The following is a 16,344-nucleotide window of genomic DNA, read 5'->3' as shown; positions in this document are numbered from 1 at the left end:
CTGTTATACCTCCTCTGTTGCGACCAACAAGTTATCATTTTCTAGAATGTTGGGATCTTCTTCAAGTCCGAAAGCTACATGGCTTTCGATCCATTTACGTCTTGGCTCCACCTTATCTCCCATAAGTGTAGTCACACGACGTTCTGCACGGGCTGCATCATCGATTCGTACACGAATAAGGGTACGAGTATCAGGATTCATCGTGGTCTCCCAGAGTTGGTCCGCATTCATCTCACCAAGACCTTTATAACGCTGGATCGTGTAGCCACGCCCAATCTTTTGGATGGCTCCTTGTAGTTCTTCATCGGACCATGCGTATTCCAATACCTCTTTCTTTCCAGTACCTTTGCTCACTTTGTATAGAGGAGGAAGTGCAATGAACACTTTTCCAGCTTCAATAAGCGGCTTCATATAGCGATAGAAGAAGGTCAGCAGCAACACCTGAATGTGCGCCCCGTCCGTATCCGCATCTGTCATGATGACAACTTTGTCATAGTTGATATCATCCACCGAAAAGTCCGGTCCAACTCCTCCGCCTATTGCATGGATAATCGTATTGATCTCTTCGTTTTTGAAGATATCTGCCAGTTTGGCTTTTTCGGTATTGATTACTTTTCCCCGAAGTGGCAAAACGGCTTGGAAACGGCGATCACGGCCTTGTTTTGCTGAACCCCCTGCAGAGTCCCCCTCCACCAGGTAAATTTCGTTTTTCTGAGGATTACGAGATTGAGCAGGAGTCAATTTACCGCTCAACATCGCGTCCGAACGCTTACGCTTCTTCCCGCTTCGGGCGTCTTCCCTTGCTTTACGTGCTGCTTCACGGGCTTGGAAGGCTTTAATTGATTTCTTGACTAGCATGGAGCTTGTTTCCGGATTTTCCTCTAAGAAATATGCCAGATGCTCGGACACTACGCTGTCCACTGCAGATCGTGCCTCACTCGTACCAAGTTTCCCTTTTGTTTGACCCTCAAATTGCAATAGTTCTTCAGGAATGCGCACAGAAATAATGGCAGAAAGTCCTTCACGAATATCAGAACCATCCAAGTTTTTATCCTTATCTTTGAGTAGGCTCACTTTTCTTGCGTACTCATTAAAGATTCGGGTCATGGCCGTTTTCGCACCGGCTTCATGTGTACCACCATCTTTTGTTCTCACGTTATTAACAAACGACAAAATCGTTTCTGAATATCCATCGTTAAATTGAAATGCGAAATCAATTTCGATTCCATTTTGTGTACCTTCAAATGATACGACATTATGTAGGGAGTCCTTCTCCTCATTCAAGTAGGAAACAAATGCTTCAATTCCGCTTTCATAATGAAATACTTCCTTGACAGAGTTCCGTTCATCGTTAAGTTCTATTTTCAAACCTTTTAACAAAAAGGCTGATTCTCGAAGACGTTCACACAATGTTTCAAAGTTATACGTTATGGTACTGAAAATGGTTGTATCCGGTTTGAAATGTATGGTAGTCCCTGTTTGATTCGTTGTACCGATTTTTTCCAGGGTGGTTACCGGCTTTCCTCCATTTTCAAACCGTTGCTCATAAACAATCCCGTCTCGCTTGATCGTTACAACCAACCATTCCGATAAAGCATTCACAACTGAGGCACCTACACCATGTAGTCCCCCACTCGTTTTGTATCCACCTTGACCAAATTTTCCTCCTGCGTGTAATACGGTTAAAATTACTTCGGGGGTAGGTTTTCCCATCTTATGCATTCCGGTAGGCATACCACGGCCTTTATCCTTCACGCTTATGCTATTATCTTTGTGTATTGTCACAATGATATGATCCCCGTATCCACCCAACGCTTCGTCGACGGAATTATCAAGGATTTCGTATACAAGGTGATGAAGACCTCTGCTGTCCGTGCTTCCTATATACATACCCGGACGTTTACGTACAGCTTCAAGACCCTCTAATACCTGTATCGCATCATCGTTATATTCAATCGTATTTTTTGCCACCAAAAACATACCCCTTTCACTGCTACTGCCAATAAATCTTTATGTATAGGTAAAACTGTTAAGTAAACGGATTTGTTGTTTAGGAACAACAAATATTCGTTTATATATTATCATACATTTGAAACTTGTCTATGTTCTATTGTATAGAGTTGTTAAGCATAAGCCAATATAATCTGACTTAAATTGTAATAAAAGGCTGTTTTCGTAAACTTTGTTGATTTTCGTATGTATAAATCACCCGTTATATTCCTTTCTATCGTGCTATTTTCCCCGCTGTACTAAAAATACTACATATTTTAGAGTATGTAGTTGTAAAAAAGTCCGATTCCGCCTTAATACTAGTAAACAGCAACAATCTTTGAGAAAAGAGCCTAATAAAAAGAATAAAAATCCTTGTTTTAAAAAATAAAAACAAGGACGAGTCGACCTATTTTGTTAAAGCGTGTTCCACTTTAATACAACGATCCATAATGACAGTATAGCCCTTTTCCTTTAATAATTCATACGTTTTTTGATCTGCAAGCCCAAGCTGTGCCCAATAGACGTCTGCATCCACTTGCAAAAACTCCTCGGCAACCCCATATAGATGCTCGGATCGACGGAAGACGTTGACTATATCAATATGCCCCTCAACATCTTTCAAAGAAGGTACAGCTTTTACCCCGAGTACTTCCTTGGCTGTCGGGTTGACTGGAATAATCTCGTAGCCAGCATCCTGCATTGCTTTAGATACCATATAGGAGGTACGGGAAGGATTATCCGACAATCCCACTACTGCGATTCGCTTGCTCTTTTTCAATATTTTCCCGATTTCTTCACGGCTAGGTATTTCCATATTCATGTTATCATTCCCCTTCATCTAAAATATTTGTTTTAAAACTACCTTCATCTAAAGATATTACATTGCTGATGATTGTAGCGAAAGCCGGAGACTCCGACGGGAGGTAGCGGTAGGTTGAGACCCCTGAAGTGTTGTGAGGAGGCTCAAGCAGCGCCCCTCGGAAAGCGAAGCCTGGCGCGGAAATCAACAGCGACACATAAATATTTCATTTCTTATATGTTATACCCGTTTAAGAGCACTTTAACAACTTCTCATACCCTGATATTAAGACTTACTCATAAAAAATTCGTGATAAGTTGCAATAAATCCTTTGCTTCCTGTTAAAATTAACATATATTAAAGATAGGAATTATTACATGGCTGTTTTCTCATACTTTGTTGCTTTTTAAGCATTTATAAACCAACCGTTTTATTCCTTACTGTCTTGCTCTTTTCATGGCTGAAAGGAATAGACTGCATGCCTATTTTAATATTTCTAAGCTGTAAAAAGTCAATTGCCGACTTTTTACTAATAAATAGCAACAACCTTTGAGAAAAGAGCCTATTACATAAAGGGGTTTAATGAATGACTGAACTACTTATTATTATACTTGCTTACCTCATCGGTTCCATTCCCTTTGCACTTGTTGTTGGGAAAGTGGGCTATGGAATCGACATCCGCGAACATGGAAGCGGAAACCTTGGTGGAACGAACACATTCCGGACACTAGGCATTAAAGCCGGAATGATTGTGACCATTTGTGACATTTTGAAAGGAACAGTCGCTGCATCCTTGCCATTTCTTCTTGGAGCTGACATTCATCCGCTACTTGCAGGTGCATGCGCCGTAGTCGGACATGTTTATCCGATTTTCGCAAAATTTCGTGGTGGAAAGGCTGTAGCAACATCTGGCGGAGTGTTATTGTTTGCCAATCCGCTTATGTTCTTACTTATGTTATTCTGCTTTTTCCTGTTCTTGTTCTTGACGAAGTATGTATCTCTATCCTCCATGCTGACCGGAGTGGTTACAACCATCTATAGCATTCTTTATGGGGATCTTCCACTCATAATAGCTGTGTCTCTGCTTACGGCGTTTGTCATTTTTAAACACCGGGCCAATATTGGAAGGATCATCCGGAAGACGGAACCGAAAATTACTTGGTTATCCTTAAAAAAGAAAAAGGCATCCTAAAGCATTCGTGTTATGATCGAATGCTTTTTTTGTTTTCCTAATGCCTGGTTACCACTGCTTTTATTGCTTTCTTTTCCTTATCATCCCAAACGATATGTTTTTCAAAAGTACCCTCTTCAAAAAATAGAGGAAATCTTTCCTTAAACCAATCTTGCATAGGCAGTTCCATAGCTTTTGAAATGTCCACCCATTTCAATTCCCCCTCTGGTGGGGAGTCTAAAAGTTGCCCTTTAAAGGTGTTCGTTATGTAGTTAAAGACCATGTATCTTTCATCATTCATTTCGTCCACATATTCATCTAAGCCTTTGTAAATAAGATTACTTATCTCAAGCCCCGTTTCCTCACGCACTTCTCGTATAGTACCTTCTGTCAGGCTTTCTGGGAAGTCCACTTTCCCACCAGGGCCGATATGACCGGGAAATCTTTTGTCAGGTGGCCTATTTATCAAAAGAACTTTTTGGCCATCGATTACAAGACACATCGTATACATGCTTATATTCGTCATTTTAATTCTCTCCTGTATTTTTCGTTTCCAACAACTCTATGATTCTTTTATTCTGCTTTACTACTTGTCCCAAATAGGAAATGATGGTTCCGATTCCTACAGCAATCCCTATCAATAGCAATGTGATAAACAATCTAAAACACCTCCTTTTAAGCTTTATTCTGAAGGTGCTACAAGCTCCACCTTAATCCGATCGGGATCTTCAAAAAACACAGCGTAATAGTTTTCTCCACCCGCATAAGGATGCTTATCCATGTATAGCATGTTTACTCCTTGAGACTTTAGCTGTTCTGTCAGGTAATCTACCTGCACCCTTGATGATGCATGAAAGGCTAGATGATTAAGGCCAACTCTGCATCGGTGATAAGGAATATCCAGAAACCGTTCCTCCGTTTGGACAAATACGATGTATGTATCCCCTAACTTCCAACTCTGTCCCTTATCCCAGTCCTGATAAGGCTTATAGCCTAATTCTTCTAGCAACCACCCCCAGAACTCTTTCGTTTTCTTCAAGCTAGACACATACAGCTCTATGTGGTGTATTAATCCTGTCATGATTTTACTCCTTCCGCATGGAAAACCGTTATATTTGGCCAAACTTCTTGCCAATTTTTCTCCCTCAATCGTTTCTCATAGATAGTTACTCGTTCAGAAGATGTTTGAAACGTAGCAGTGGGCTTTACTGACAGGTTCACTAAATCTTGTATTCCACAAGGAGTTGCTAATTCCAAATTATTGTCTCCATTCAACTTCACGCCGATGGCCGTAGCCGTTTCAGGAAATTTAGACATTGCTTCAATGGAATTTATGTAGGGTGGTACGTTATTCAACACATGCATCCTTGCCTGATTTTTAACCGACCAAGGAGCTTGTGGGTACAGTTGCAAAAGTCGTCTTTCCAACTGTTTTTCTTTCTCCTCTGATAGATCCTTACCGTCAAAATAAATGACATCTATATCCGGCACTGGCGTTCTGTTGGTATAATCGTGCAAGGCGTCCCACACTTTTGACCGTACAAACCCTGCACACACCCACCAATCGGGGAGATCTAGTGCCATTGCAGCCTCTATGATTTCCATCATCCAATCATCTGATTGAATGAGATTCAGGATATCTTCTTCCGTCTTAATCAAGAAATATGCCCCCTTTTACGCAATGCGAACGTATATTCTCATTATACCTAATTCAGCATGATGATAGCAAGAGTTTCCAATTAGTTGTTTGCTTGATGGCTTGACACCCTTTGTCGATGGACGTTTCCATATACCCAATCATCATTTCCATGGTAAATACTTGTAGCGGATCTTCGCTAAGTAAAGATTTCATATCTTGTTCAACATATGGTAAAAAGTTAGTTAGCTGCTCGGTAGACACTTCATCAAGATTTAGCGGTTGTCCCTTAACAAAACTATCTTTCATTTTATCCCCATTAATTCTATAATGATTCATCAACTTTGCATTTAGGAGCTTAAAGTCATTGTGATATCTCTCAAAAATGGATGAATCAATCTCCATACGGTTTTTCAACCATGGCAAAAAGAAGCCCGTCAGCCATATCTCATCCGCAACTAAGTGGGTATAATAGCCCTGGATGAATGAAATATTTTGATGATCCTCATACTTTTGAAGAAATGCTTTATGATCAATGGTCCGTGTATAGTCAATCGTTTTCCCTTTATAAAAATGGGAAAGATCCTTAGGAGAAACAGCATCAGGTGCAATCGCACCCAAAAGAAAAGAACCTATTTTCTTTATGTGCAGTTTAGAGGCAATCTCGTACGCTATTATCGTGTGCATAAGGCGTGAACCCATTTTTATTTCGCTCCAAGGTGCTTGGTACAGTTATACAATTCACATTCCCAAAGCCCTTCTCTAACTTTTACAGTCGAGACAGAGGTGTTCTCCAGGTGGTCTTCCATTTTAAGATCTTTCACCAATTCTCCAAGAAGGTGTCTTATATAGGCACCATGACTGACCACCAAAACATTCTTGTCCGGATGTTTTTCCGTAACATCTTCAATAAAGGAGAGGGCTCTTTTCAGCACCATTTCTTTCGATTCGATCCCTAAGTCCAGCTCTCTCCAATTTTCTCCCCATTTTATTATTCTTTCTGGTTCGGTGGTACCTTCAATCTGACCGCCGTTAACCTCTTGGAGCCTGGAATCCAGGAATACCTCGTTTACATTTAGGTTTCTTGCCACAATCTCAGCTGTCTGTTTTGCTCTTAATAGATCACTAGAGTATATGACATCCCAGCCTTCACTTTTAATTCTTTTCGCTAACAATTCTGCATCTCTGATTCCATCCTGATCAAGAGGGATGTTGGCACTGCCCTGTGCTCTCCGCTCTTTATTCCAAGCAGTACTTCCGTGGCGTACAAGTCCTAATTTGGTCATCATTAAACACTCCTTTATTTGGAATAGAATGAATTTTTAGTTTAATGGAAAATCACAGGAATGACAACTAATTTCAAACAGAAGAAATGGTGTCCAAAACCTAGTTCAATTATAAGAAAGGCAAGGTTTCAAAAAGGTGTATACACCCCTTGTATAATTGTGTAAAATTACACAAAAGGAAACTTATTTACGAGAGGAGAGTCATAATATGAAGATTTTTGCCCTTGTATTATGGAATGTAATGTCTGGTTTATATGTATTATTATTTTCCTTATGGCTAGCAGGACCAGGAATCGCTGAAACTGAAACTCCAACATACAACCCTTGGTATTTACTCTTCTTTGTTGTTTGGCTTATTGGATTATCCCTTCAATTTAAACGTCCTCTTAGAAAAATTGGATTTAGCACAACGCTACTTCCCCTTATGTATTATCTGTTCCTTACCGTTCAGGCGATAATAATCTAGTTTTGAATGAAAGAAAGAGGTGCTCCACGTTGCCGTCAAAGAAAGTTTCAATCGTAATCGTAACCGGTTTCGTCATCATTATCGGGATCCCAAATGCATTTCTTTATGTGCTGAGCAACGGAAATCCGATTAACAAATACTATGTTGAGAAGCATATACCTGCTCATCTGTCAGAAATGGGTTACTCCCAACGGGATATTGACCTGCAGGGCTATATAGAACCCAAATACTTGATTAATAAAGATGTCTATCACGGACACTATAGGGTCGTGTTTAAGGATGAACCAAACCTGGAATACTTGTATGGGATGAAGAAAAACGGTGAGGAAGTAGTACAATTCTGCGAAAAAGAAACGCGTATCGGCGATCATTCCTATGGAGACATGACAGCCGAGAAGACTAACCATAGTGAGGAAAATTGCTTGGTTACTTTGAGAATAGAGAATAATAGCTTTGTAGGGTTAGCCGCTCGACTTTTCAGCTTTTAAAAGCGGAGCGGCTTTTCCTTCATGATTACACTCCATCAACCAACAATCCCTATATCTTCCTTCATGCAGCATATGCTTAGGAAGCACCATTACTTTTCGAAAGCCGCATTTTTCATAACACTTTATTGCCCTTACATTGGATATCATCGGATCCATAATAATGCGACCAGCCTTTTTTTCGCTAAAAAGATAGTCCACCATGGAGGTGACGAGCAAGGGACCTATCCCTTTGTTCCAGAATTCAGATTCTCCAATAAACTGATCCAGTCCATATACCCCTTCCAACCCCTGATAGTCTGATAAGTTACTTGTATCAGGAGTGATAGGATAATATTGAATATAACCAATTTCTTTTCCTTGGTAGACAACCATACACCTTTTCACTTCATCATCTCTGTCGAAGAATTTCATCTTAACTTCTTCCATAGTAAACGATACATCCCGCCCCTCATAGAACTCCAATACTTTCGAATTGGACAGCCATTTATGTATTAGCCTTTCGTCCTTAGCTTGTATAAGTTCCCTTGATAAATCAACCTAACACCTACTCTTGATCATAAGATTTTTTAAACCAGTAATGAATTGTATTCTCTAAGCATTCAAGCAAATGCGTATCAGCTTGAAGCAGCGTCAATCTGAAATAAAGGGACTTCATAAAATTAGTCATCGTTATTTTATTCTGGTAATTGAGTAACGTTTGTCCATGTTCTGTCATTTCCCTCTCCATAGTTAAAGTTAGATTATTTAACCAACTTTTAAGAGCATGTTGCTCCATACCTCTTCCCAATAATGCTTCCACAACAAAAATCAGCCGCTCATCTTCCTCTTCTTTAAAGACCGTTCCTTTTAACAGACATACCTGAATAGCTTTCAGCACTTTAGGAAGTGATTCCATATGAAAATGATGATGCTTTACGAGTGCAGCAAGCATATCGGCTCCATGTGCAATACTGTGTGCCCACCCTTTTTCCTCTACATATCCACGTGTATCCTTTTCCTCATGCAAGTATGTAATTATCTTTTCAGTTATTTCTTGAATTTTGTTATTATCGATAAAAGATGTTTTACGATCTACGTTTAATATTAATGCAACGACCAAAGAGGAAAAAGAGCGTGTAAATACTGAATCTGTATTTATTTCGCCGATTTTAAAAAATAAATGGTCCTGATTCAAACATCTATCCAACAGGCTAGCCATTTCTCTTTGGGGGATAATCCGGTCCCCTATTAACTTTGCAAAATTTGAAGAAATGAGATGATCCCTTAATACAGGATCAGCAGAGCCGATGTGTGACATCATGGATTCCAATAATCTGTCTCTGTAATGCTCATCTAATACCCTTTTATTGTCTAAAGACATAAGCATAACCTTCAAAATTTTCTCTTCGTATATCATCATCTTCTTTTATCCCTTCCGACAGTCACTTTTCATTATTGATCTAACAATTCCAGGCAAAATAACGAGATCTTCAATGATGTAATCGGCATCCACTTGGTCCCAATATGAATCTTTTTTCCATACGGTAGTCATTCCAACAGCTTTTGCAGCATTTATATCATTCTCGGGATGGTCCCCAACAAATAAGCATTCCTTCGTCGAGGCTTGAAGCAATTGAGCAGACCTTAAAAAAATTTCAGGATTGGGCTTCTTTATTCCTTCACGCTCAGATATTAATATAGATTGGAAAAAGGATTCGATGCCCAATGCTTTTATATTGTTCATTTGAAAAGCTTCAAAACCGTTTGTTATCATTCCTAAAGAAAGATTATCTTCAGCAAGTTTTATAAGTGTTTCTTCTACCTTAGCAAAAGGGGTACAGTGGTATGGAAAGTGCTGGACATAATCATCCAAAAGTTCATCCCAAGTCAATGCCTCTATCAGAAAATCTTTAGCGAGCTGCTGATAGACTCTATCCTTCCAGACATACCCCCCTGCATCCAACTCAATGAATCTATCCATATATTTATCTTTTGGGATGTGTCCAAGAGCTTTCTTGCACCTTTCATACTGATCATCAATAAATTTTTTCACCGAAACATCCCTATTCAACAGGGTTCCATCAAGGTCAAATATAACCGCCTTAATCAAAATGCCTTTCTCCCTTAGAATCTATCTCATGAATTTTATCCGAAATTAGCTTGGATAAAATGTCATAACCCGCTTCACCAAAATGCAGACCATCATTCAATATGCCAACTAGCAGCTCTTCATAATTTGGTCTGGAATATAGATCAATATAAAAATCTAAAAAGTGGCTGCCGGTTTCTTCTGCAACACATCTCACCACATTTGCATATTTAGCCAGTTCACTATTTTTCCGGTTTGGTTGTAGATTCTCATCCACTGGTGGAGGGGAGAAGAGTAGGGTTTTTTCCGGTCCGATCAGGCGAGTAATCTTTAACAGATTCTCTTTATAAGTATTAAGTGCCACTTTTTTATGTGTGGCAGCATCATTTGATCCAAAGAGGACCGTTACTAGATCAGGGTTGAATGCCAATACATCCTTTTTAATTCTGACTAGTGCGTCCTTTGTTGTATGACCTGACACACCTGCATTGATGACATTATAGTCAGGGAGTTGAAAGGTTAGTTTTTCAGTTAGACGAGGGTTGTCCTTTCCTTCATGCCTTGCAGTCAGACTATCACCGAAACAAACGAGAGTTTTCATATGTATGGACACCACCTTGATTCATGATTTAATAGTTTCTATGTTACCATATAATAGAAAAAACTAAAGGAAAGGGGTAACTAAAATGAATAATGAATTACTTACTAATCTATCAATAAAATTCTAATGATTTATGTGGTTATTCTTATGGTTGTTGGATTGGTTACGAGTGTTATTTTGAAGAGGGTTTACAAAAATAAGAAAAAAGTGGATAAAGGATTTGCTTTAAGCTATTACAAACTTAGCTCCAGACGTAAGTTGATACGTAACTTATGGACTCTGCCACTTTCTTTAGGGGCATTTATTGCAGCCATGATTTTCACTGATATGATTAACATGTTTTGTTGTTTTTAGTAATCGTTCTCCTAGCTGCTATTATTCAATGTCGTCCTTCTTTATAGAAAGTGGAAGCTGGAGGAAAGGAACACAGAAATGTAAGATATATATTGGAAAGAAAGCAACAAGCACCCTTTATCTCTTTATGATAAGGATGCTTGAAATTATTTAACCAACTTTTTTAGATGTAGTTACTTCCTCTGATTCTTTGTTTCTATTTCGCTTAAACACTTTACGTATCCCTATACCAAGATCATGGAACAGCATATAAACGGATGGGATCAGTACAAGAGTTATCAAAGTTGAAAACAATAATCCAGCTATGACCACTGTGGCCAAAGGTGCCTGATAGTTACTCGCTGCACCTGTAGAAATGGCAAGAGGCAGCATCCCTCCAACAGTAGTCAACGTTGTCATGAAGATTGGCCGGATACGGTTCATACCTGCTTCCACTATTGCTTCCCCAACCCCATAATCATCCGCTCTCAACTGCTTGGCTCGGTCAATAAGAAGGATGGCATTATTAAGTACAATCCCAATCAACATGATGACACCCATTCCAGACATGATACTTAGTTCTCGTTGCGTCAACAGTAATCCTAAAATCACACCTGTAAAGGTCATCGGGATGATGGTCATGACAATTACCGGATGCAGCAAGTGATTGAACTGTACTGCCATTACGACATACACCAGGAAAATGGCAATCGCCAAAATGACAAGCATATCCTGTATGGCCTCTTGTTGCGTCTCAAGACTGCCGCCAACCGAGACAGTATACCCAACTGGTGTTTCAAATGAGTCAATCACTTCCTGCACGTCCCTGTTGACCGAGCCAAGATCACGATTTTCGATATTGGCAAGTACCTTAACAACCCGCTCTCCATCTTTATGGTCGATTTGCGCTGGTACTTTCACCTGCTCAAAGCTTATATAATTGGATAGCTTTTTCGCACCGTCTAGAGTGGAAATTTCCATGTCCAGTAAATCAGACTTCTTATTAAATACTTCATTAGGTGCAATCACGATTGGTGTTCCGGCTTCATCCTGCAAAGCACCAATTGGAATGGAAGAAGTAAGACTGTTCAATTCTCCTAAAATCTGTAACGGAGTAATCCCGTCCTCCCTCATGCTCTTTTCATCCAAAACGATCTGCTCTTCATCTATCATGGCTCCAAGAGAAGTGGTAGTTCCAATGATACCTTCAATTTCTCTCAACTCACTCACCATCTCAGCAGAAAGAGAAGTCAACCCATCGAGATCCTCTCCGCTTATTTCAATCTGAACTGGATAACTTGCTCCTGCGCTCATGACGGAAGCGACATCCACAATAGGATATTCTTCTTTCAACTCAAGCAACCCTGCGAGTATGCGCTCATTTACTTCCTTTTGCTCTAGCGTCGCTTCTTCTTCAGGGGTCATATTGATTAGCAAGAACATAAATTCGATTTGATCCAGAACAAAGCCTTCCCTCACATCAGGTATATCCTCCAGCTTGGAATTAATCGCCTCTGCAATCTCATTTTTCTGTTCAGGAGTTACTCCTTTATCCAAGGACACCATTATTTCTGAGTAGCGATTATACATGTCAGGCATGATGGTCATCGGAACCTTTGTCACTAAAGCCAGTGATCCGACAAACATAAGGATGAACAGGAAAATAACACCGTAACGCCTACGTTTTCTCCTGGTCAGCCACTGTATAAAGCCACCATAGGATTGTATGATTCTGCTTTCTCTTTTTTGTTTCTGTCTTGTTGTCAACTTTAAAAAATTCTCTGAAAGGGATGGGATCAACGCAAAGGAAACGACCACGGAACTTACCAATGTGACAATGACCACCACGGATAATATGATCATGAACTTCCCTGCTTCTCCACCTAACAAACCGATTGGCAAAAACACGACAATGGTGGTCAACATCGAGGCGAATACCGCCGATGCCACTTCCTTTACCCCAACCAAAACGGCTTCACGACTCTTCAGTCCTTGTTCCTTTTTACGATAGATAGACTCTAAGATAACTATGGAAGCATCCACCATCATGCCGATTCCAAGCCCTAATGCGATCAAACTCAACATATTAATGCTATAACCCAGTACCCACATGCTTGCAAAAGCAAGTAAAATCGATAAAGGGATGGAGATTCCGATAATGATGGTTGCTCTTACATTTCGAAGGAACAAGAACAACACTATGATGGCTAATAATCCCCCAATCAGAATGTTACTGGATACTCCATCCACCGCTTCACTAACATAGTCGGCTTGAGTGACTATCTCTTCAAAAGCAAAGCCTTCAACAAGTCCTTCTTGCCTTATTATCTCCACTTCCGCACGGACTGCCTCAGCCATTTCAATTTGAGTAATATCTGAGACCCGGCCGATTTGGACCAGTATCACATCCTGGCTTCCATCCTTCCAAACACCAGAGGCCATATCACGAACCTGTAATTTTATATCAGCAAGTTCTCCCAATTCTTTTACACCAGAAATCGTAGGAATAAGGATTTTTTCCATATCCTCTACATTCACTAAAGAAGTATTCCACCTTAAGATTGGCCCGTTCGCTTCTTCTGTCAATTCCCCAAAGGAAGTTATTAGGTTGGATTGTTGGATAGTTTGGATGATTTGCTGGGAGTCCACTCCAGATTCAGTCAGCTCGTCATTTTTAAATTGTATGATAACCTCATTCTCTTCCAACCCATCAAACTTTACATCTCTTACTTCTGGCAATGCCTCAAGCCTAGGCTCCACCACATTTTTGGCAAAAGCAGTTATCTCCTCCATGTTGCCATTTGAAATATCCATGTAAAACTCGTATTCTTGACTTGTTGTCATTTGGAAGCTATTAATATATTGAATTCCAGGAAGCTGGGTTGATAGTGGAGCAACTGCCGCCTCAATATTCTTATGTACTTCATCCCCTCTTCCCTCTTCTATCATCACGGTAATGGATGACTTTCCAGTATAGGAAGCGGAAGAGTGTGAGTCCACACCATCTAAACCGCTCAAAATCTGTTCTATCGGTTTTGTGATTTTATCTTCTACATCCAATACGGGCATCTCACCAGCATCGACCTGCACAATCGTCATATCAAAAGAAATCGGAGGCAGCAATTCCTGATCTAATTTGTTCAGTGAATAGAGACCGATCATAAATACAAATACAACCAATAGTCCAACTGCAATTTTTCTCTTAAGTATAAATTCCATCATCGACATCGTATGTTCTCCCCTCAATTTAGAAAAATAAGAATTAATTTCCAACTCACAAAATTGATTATATGCGCTTAGGAAGCAAATAAAAAGAGAATTTTGGAAAATACTTCTTGAGGCGTAGAGAAGTCTAGGACTGCAGGGTATGTTAACCTTTATCAAAAAAGGTTGTTTCAAAGTCTGTAGCATTTTAAAAAAATAAATACAAGCGAGTGGATTTGAGCGGAAAGCAGTCGACTCCGGCGGGAGGTAGCGGTAGATTGAGACCTCCGAGCGTTGTGTGGAGGCTCAAGCACACGCTCCTCAGAAAGCGAGTGACTGCAGTGAAAAGGAACGATCAAACTTTATGGGCATTATCAAAAAATGTATTAGAAAACAACTAAAAAAGAGCCAGACCATTAAAGTCTGACTCCATCTCATTAACTCCTACACATGCTTCTCAAGGAAATTCAATATCGCGCTAAATACTTTTATTTCATTTTCTTTTTTAGAGAAGCCGTGACCTTCATCATCTAGGACTAGATACTCCACTTCTCTCCCTTTTGCATGAAGTGCTTCCACAATTTGATCGGATTCCTGTTTAACCACACGTGGATCATTGGCACCTTGGATGATCAGCATCGGCTTTGTCATTGTGTCAAGGTAGGTAATAGGTGAGTCTATTGTCAGTCTTTCTTTATCTTCCACTGGATCTCCCACCCATTGCTTCATCACTGGTTTCCAGTGATCTGGTACAGAATCAATAAAGGAAAACAAGTTGCTCACTCCGAAGATATCAATGACCGCCTTAAAATATTCGGGATGACGACCATGAAGTAGCAAGGCCATGTATCCGCCATAGCTTCCTCCCATAAGGAAAATCTTATCTCTATCTGCATATCCTTTTTCGATCAGCCATTCAAGACCGTGAATATTATCGAGTCTTGGCCCGTGACCCCAATCTCCTTCCACCATCTTCATATAAGCTAATCCGTAGTTGGAGGAACCGCGGAAGTTAGGGGCAAATATGCTATACCCCCTATTTATAAGAAATTGGAAATAAGAGCGGAAAAATTTGCGTTCCGATGCTTGAGGTCCACCGTGTGGCCAAAGCACCACATGACCGTTTGAAACTTCTTCTTTCGCCTTGAAGAATAATGCTTCTATTTCCAGACCATCAAATGAGGGGTAGCTTAGGATCTCCGGCTCAGATAGATCCTCATCCCCTACAGCCGGTACGCGGTTATTGGTTAAAGCCACCCAGCTGTCTCCTTCCAGCTTATAAATATTGGCAGGCTTGGAAGCTGTTTTCCCCAATAGATAGACGCCTCCACTTTTCCCAATCACTATTTTATCAATAATGGAAACTGGAATATTCACTTCGTTCCACTCTTTTTTCTCAAGGCAAAAAGTATAAAGCTTATCCTCCACTCCTTTAGATGAAACGAGATACAGTTGATATCCTTTTTTGTCTAGATATATGTTACCCAGATGCATATCATTATCGGAAACCTTGGTAAACTTTTTTGTCGCCACGTCAAAGTGCGCTAGATAACCGTTGTCTTCCCCATAATCAGTTACAAGGTAAATGGAAGTGGAATCGGTAAAAAGTGCACTGTCAACGGTGTGTTGCTTCTCTGTTTCAGGAGTCAATCGAATAGTTTCCCCATTATGTAACAAATACGCCAATGTATGTGTATTGGCAAACTGTTTAAGGGTGATGAAACTCTCCTCATCTCCAGATACATCAATCAAGTAGGTGGATGCGTCCTCTCCCTCTACCAACAGGCGCTCTTCCTTTGTCTCAAGGTCATAGCAATAGCAGTTCAAGTACGTTTTATTGCCCTTTGAACTTGTATAATAGATCCTCTTTCCATCCTTAGAGAATTTGGGAAACATATGGCGATGGTCCTCTTCCACCCTCACATCCTGTAATTCCCCTCCACGGGTAGGAAGTGCATAGAACTGGGTAAGCTCGTTGCCGTCCTGGTCAAAACTTGCCAATATGTATGTTCCATTTGGATCGTATTTCAGTCCATGGCAGCTCTGATTATTGAACGTAAGCGGATAAGGATATTGATTTGGAAGGTCCATTGCCCAGACATTATAGAATCCAGTCAGATTTGTGCTATAAACTAATTGTGTTTCATCAGGGCTCAAGGCGAAATCTTCAATATTAAACACTTTGAAAAATTGTTCCACTTCAGGTTTTTTAAAAGTTAGCAAGTTGGTTCCCCCTCTTCATAATCTATATCACCTACTATTTCGAGAGTCAAAACAAAAAATCCTTTATTTTTTGTGCA

General features: G+C 40.1%; 17 protein-coding genes. 3 read left to right on the top strand and 14 right to left on the bottom strand.

The genetic code is table 11. The annotated features are described in order from the left end of the window. Positions 1-3: 3 nt before the first annotated feature. Together parE and MKY77_RS11775 are read right to left on the bottom strand one after the other, a co-directional pair. Positions 4-1,971, bottom strand: coding sequence for a DNA topoisomerase IV subunit B (parE, locus tag MKY77_RS11780; protein WP_339145997.1), 1,968 nt, complete (start codon positions 1,969-1,971; stop codon positions 4-6). A gap of 427 nt (positions 1,972-2,398) precedes the next feature. Then, positions 2,399-2,812: a CoA-binding protein gene (locus tag MKY77_RS11775; protein ID WP_237662275.1), complete on the bottom strand. Its 414-nt coding sequence runs from the start codon at positions 2,810-2,812 to the stop codon at positions 2,399-2,401. A 565-nt stretch (positions 2,813-3,377) separates the two neighbouring features. On the opposite strand from MKY77_RS11775, the gene plsY reads away from it, so the two are divergent. Further along, on the top strand, positions 3,378-3,983 hold the full coding sequence (gene plsY, locus MKY77_RS11770; protein WP_339145996.1) for a glycerol-3-phosphate 1-O-acyltransferase PlsY: 606 nt from the start codon (positions 3,378-3,380) through the stop codon (positions 3,981-3,983). A gap of 37 nt (positions 3,984-4,020) precedes the next feature. On the opposite strand, the gene MKY77_RS11765 is transcribed toward plsY, so the two are convergent. The 6 genes from MKY77_RS11765 to MKY77_RS11740 all read right to left on the bottom strand — a co-directional run bounded on the left by MKY77_RS11765 (position 4,021) and on the right by MKY77_RS11740 (position 6,884). Beyond that, positions 4,021-4,488, bottom strand: a complete 468-nt coding sequence (locus MKY77_RS11765; protein WP_339145994.1) for an 8-oxo-dGTP diphosphatase — start codon at positions 4,486-4,488, stop codon at positions 4,021-4,023. A gap of 1 nt (position 4,489) precedes the next feature. Beyond that, positions 4,490-4,621 (bottom strand): hypothetical protein, encoded by a 132-nt coding sequence (locus MKY77_RS11760; protein ID WP_339145993.1) that lies wholly within the window; start codon positions 4,619-4,621, stop codon positions 4,490-4,492. 23 nt (positions 4,622-4,644) lie between these two features. Next, positions 4,645-5,046 carry a VOC family protein gene (locus MKY77_RS11755; RefSeq protein ID WP_339149802.1) on the bottom strand — a complete coding sequence of 134 codons (402 nt, stop codon included), beginning with the start codon at positions 5,044-5,046 and terminating at the stop codon, positions 4,645-4,647. After that, entirely contained in the window at positions 5,040-5,570 is a 531-nt protein-coding gene (locus MKY77_RS11750) for a nucleotidyltransferase family protein (RefSeq protein WP_339149801.1), read from the bottom strand. The genes MKY77_RS11755 and MKY77_RS11750 overlap by 7 nt, the downstream gene beginning before the upstream one ends. 103 nt (positions 5,571-5,673) lie before the next feature. After that, the gene (locus MKY77_RS11745) at positions 5,674-6,300 is read right to left on the bottom strand and encodes a zinc dependent phospholipase C family protein (RefSeq protein WP_339145992.1); all 627 of its coding nucleotides are present in this window, start codon (positions 6,298-6,300) and stop codon (positions 5,674-5,676) included. Positions 6,301-6,302: 2 nt separating this feature from the next. Beyond that, positions 6,303-6,884, bottom strand: coding sequence for a histidine phosphatase family protein (locus MKY77_RS11740; RefSeq protein ID WP_339149800.1), 582 nt, complete (start codon positions 6,882-6,884; stop codon positions 6,303-6,305). A gap of 208 nt (positions 6,885-7,092) precedes the next feature. Here MKY77_RS11740 and MKY77_RS11735 point away from each other — a divergent pair, with 208 nt between their 5' ends. Together MKY77_RS11735 and MKY77_RS11730 are read left to right on the top strand one after the other, a co-directional pair. Continuing rightward, positions 7,093-7,350, top strand: a complete 258-nt coding sequence (locus tag MKY77_RS11735) for a hypothetical protein (protein WP_339145991.1) — start codon at positions 7,093-7,095, stop codon at positions 7,348-7,350. 29 nt (positions 7,351-7,379) lie between these two features. Next, positions 7,380-7,838 (top strand): DUF3139 domain-containing protein, encoded by a 459-nt coding sequence (locus MKY77_RS11730; protein WP_339145990.1) that lies wholly within the window; start codon positions 7,380-7,382, stop codon positions 7,836-7,838. Here MKY77_RS11730 and MKY77_RS11725 read toward each other — a convergent pair. The 6 genes from MKY77_RS11725 to MKY77_RS11700 all read right to left on the bottom strand — a co-directional run bounded on the left by MKY77_RS11725 (position 7,812) and on the right by MKY77_RS11700 (position 16,267). After that, positions 7,812-8,354 carry a GNAT family N-acetyltransferase gene (locus MKY77_RS11725; RefSeq protein WP_339149799.1) on the bottom strand — a complete coding sequence of 181 codons (543 nt, stop codon included), beginning with the start codon at positions 8,352-8,354 and terminating at the stop codon, positions 7,812-7,814. The two genes, MKY77_RS11730 and MKY77_RS11725, sit on opposite strands and share 27 nt — an antisense overlap. 28 nt (positions 8,355-8,382) lie before the next feature. Then, the gene (locus tag MKY77_RS11720) at positions 8,383-9,237 is read right to left on the bottom strand and encodes a DUF2785 domain-containing protein (RefSeq protein ID WP_339145989.1); all 855 of its coding nucleotides are present in this window, start codon (positions 9,235-9,237) and stop codon (positions 8,383-8,385) included. 6 nt (positions 9,238-9,243) lie between these two features. Beyond that, positions 9,244-9,927 (bottom strand): HAD-IA family hydrolase, encoded by a 684-nt coding sequence (locus tag MKY77_RS11715; protein WP_339145988.1) that lies wholly within the window; start codon positions 9,925-9,927, stop codon positions 9,244-9,246. Then, complete coding sequence (locus MKY77_RS11710) at positions 9,920-10,507, bottom strand: GDSL-type esterase/lipase family protein (RefSeq protein ID WP_339145987.1); 588 nt, start codon at positions 10,505-10,507, stop codon at positions 9,920-9,922. Before MKY77_RS11710 ends, MKY77_RS11715 begins: the two co-directional genes overlap by 8 nt. Before the next feature lie 504 nt (positions 10,508-11,011). Next, the gene (locus MKY77_RS11705) at positions 11,012-14,068 is read right to left on the bottom strand and encodes an efflux RND transporter permease subunit (RefSeq protein WP_339145986.1); all 3,057 of its coding nucleotides are present in this window, start codon (positions 14,066-14,068) and stop codon (positions 11,012-11,014) included. Positions 14,069-14,488: 420 nt separating this feature from the next. Further along, entirely contained in the window at positions 14,489-16,267 is a 1,779-nt protein-coding gene (locus tag MKY77_RS11700) for a S9 family peptidase (protein ID WP_339145985.1), read from the bottom strand. Between the last annotated feature and the right edge of the window lie 77 nt (positions 16,268-16,344).

This window comes from Sutcliffiella sp. FSL R7-0096, assembly GCF_038595065.1.
Classification (GTDB): Bacteria; Bacillota; Bacilli; order Bacillales; family Bacillaceae_I; genus Sutcliffiella_A.
The sequence above is the reverse complement of the archived record's forward strand: the minus strand, read 5'-3'. Positions and strand labels throughout refer to the sequence as shown.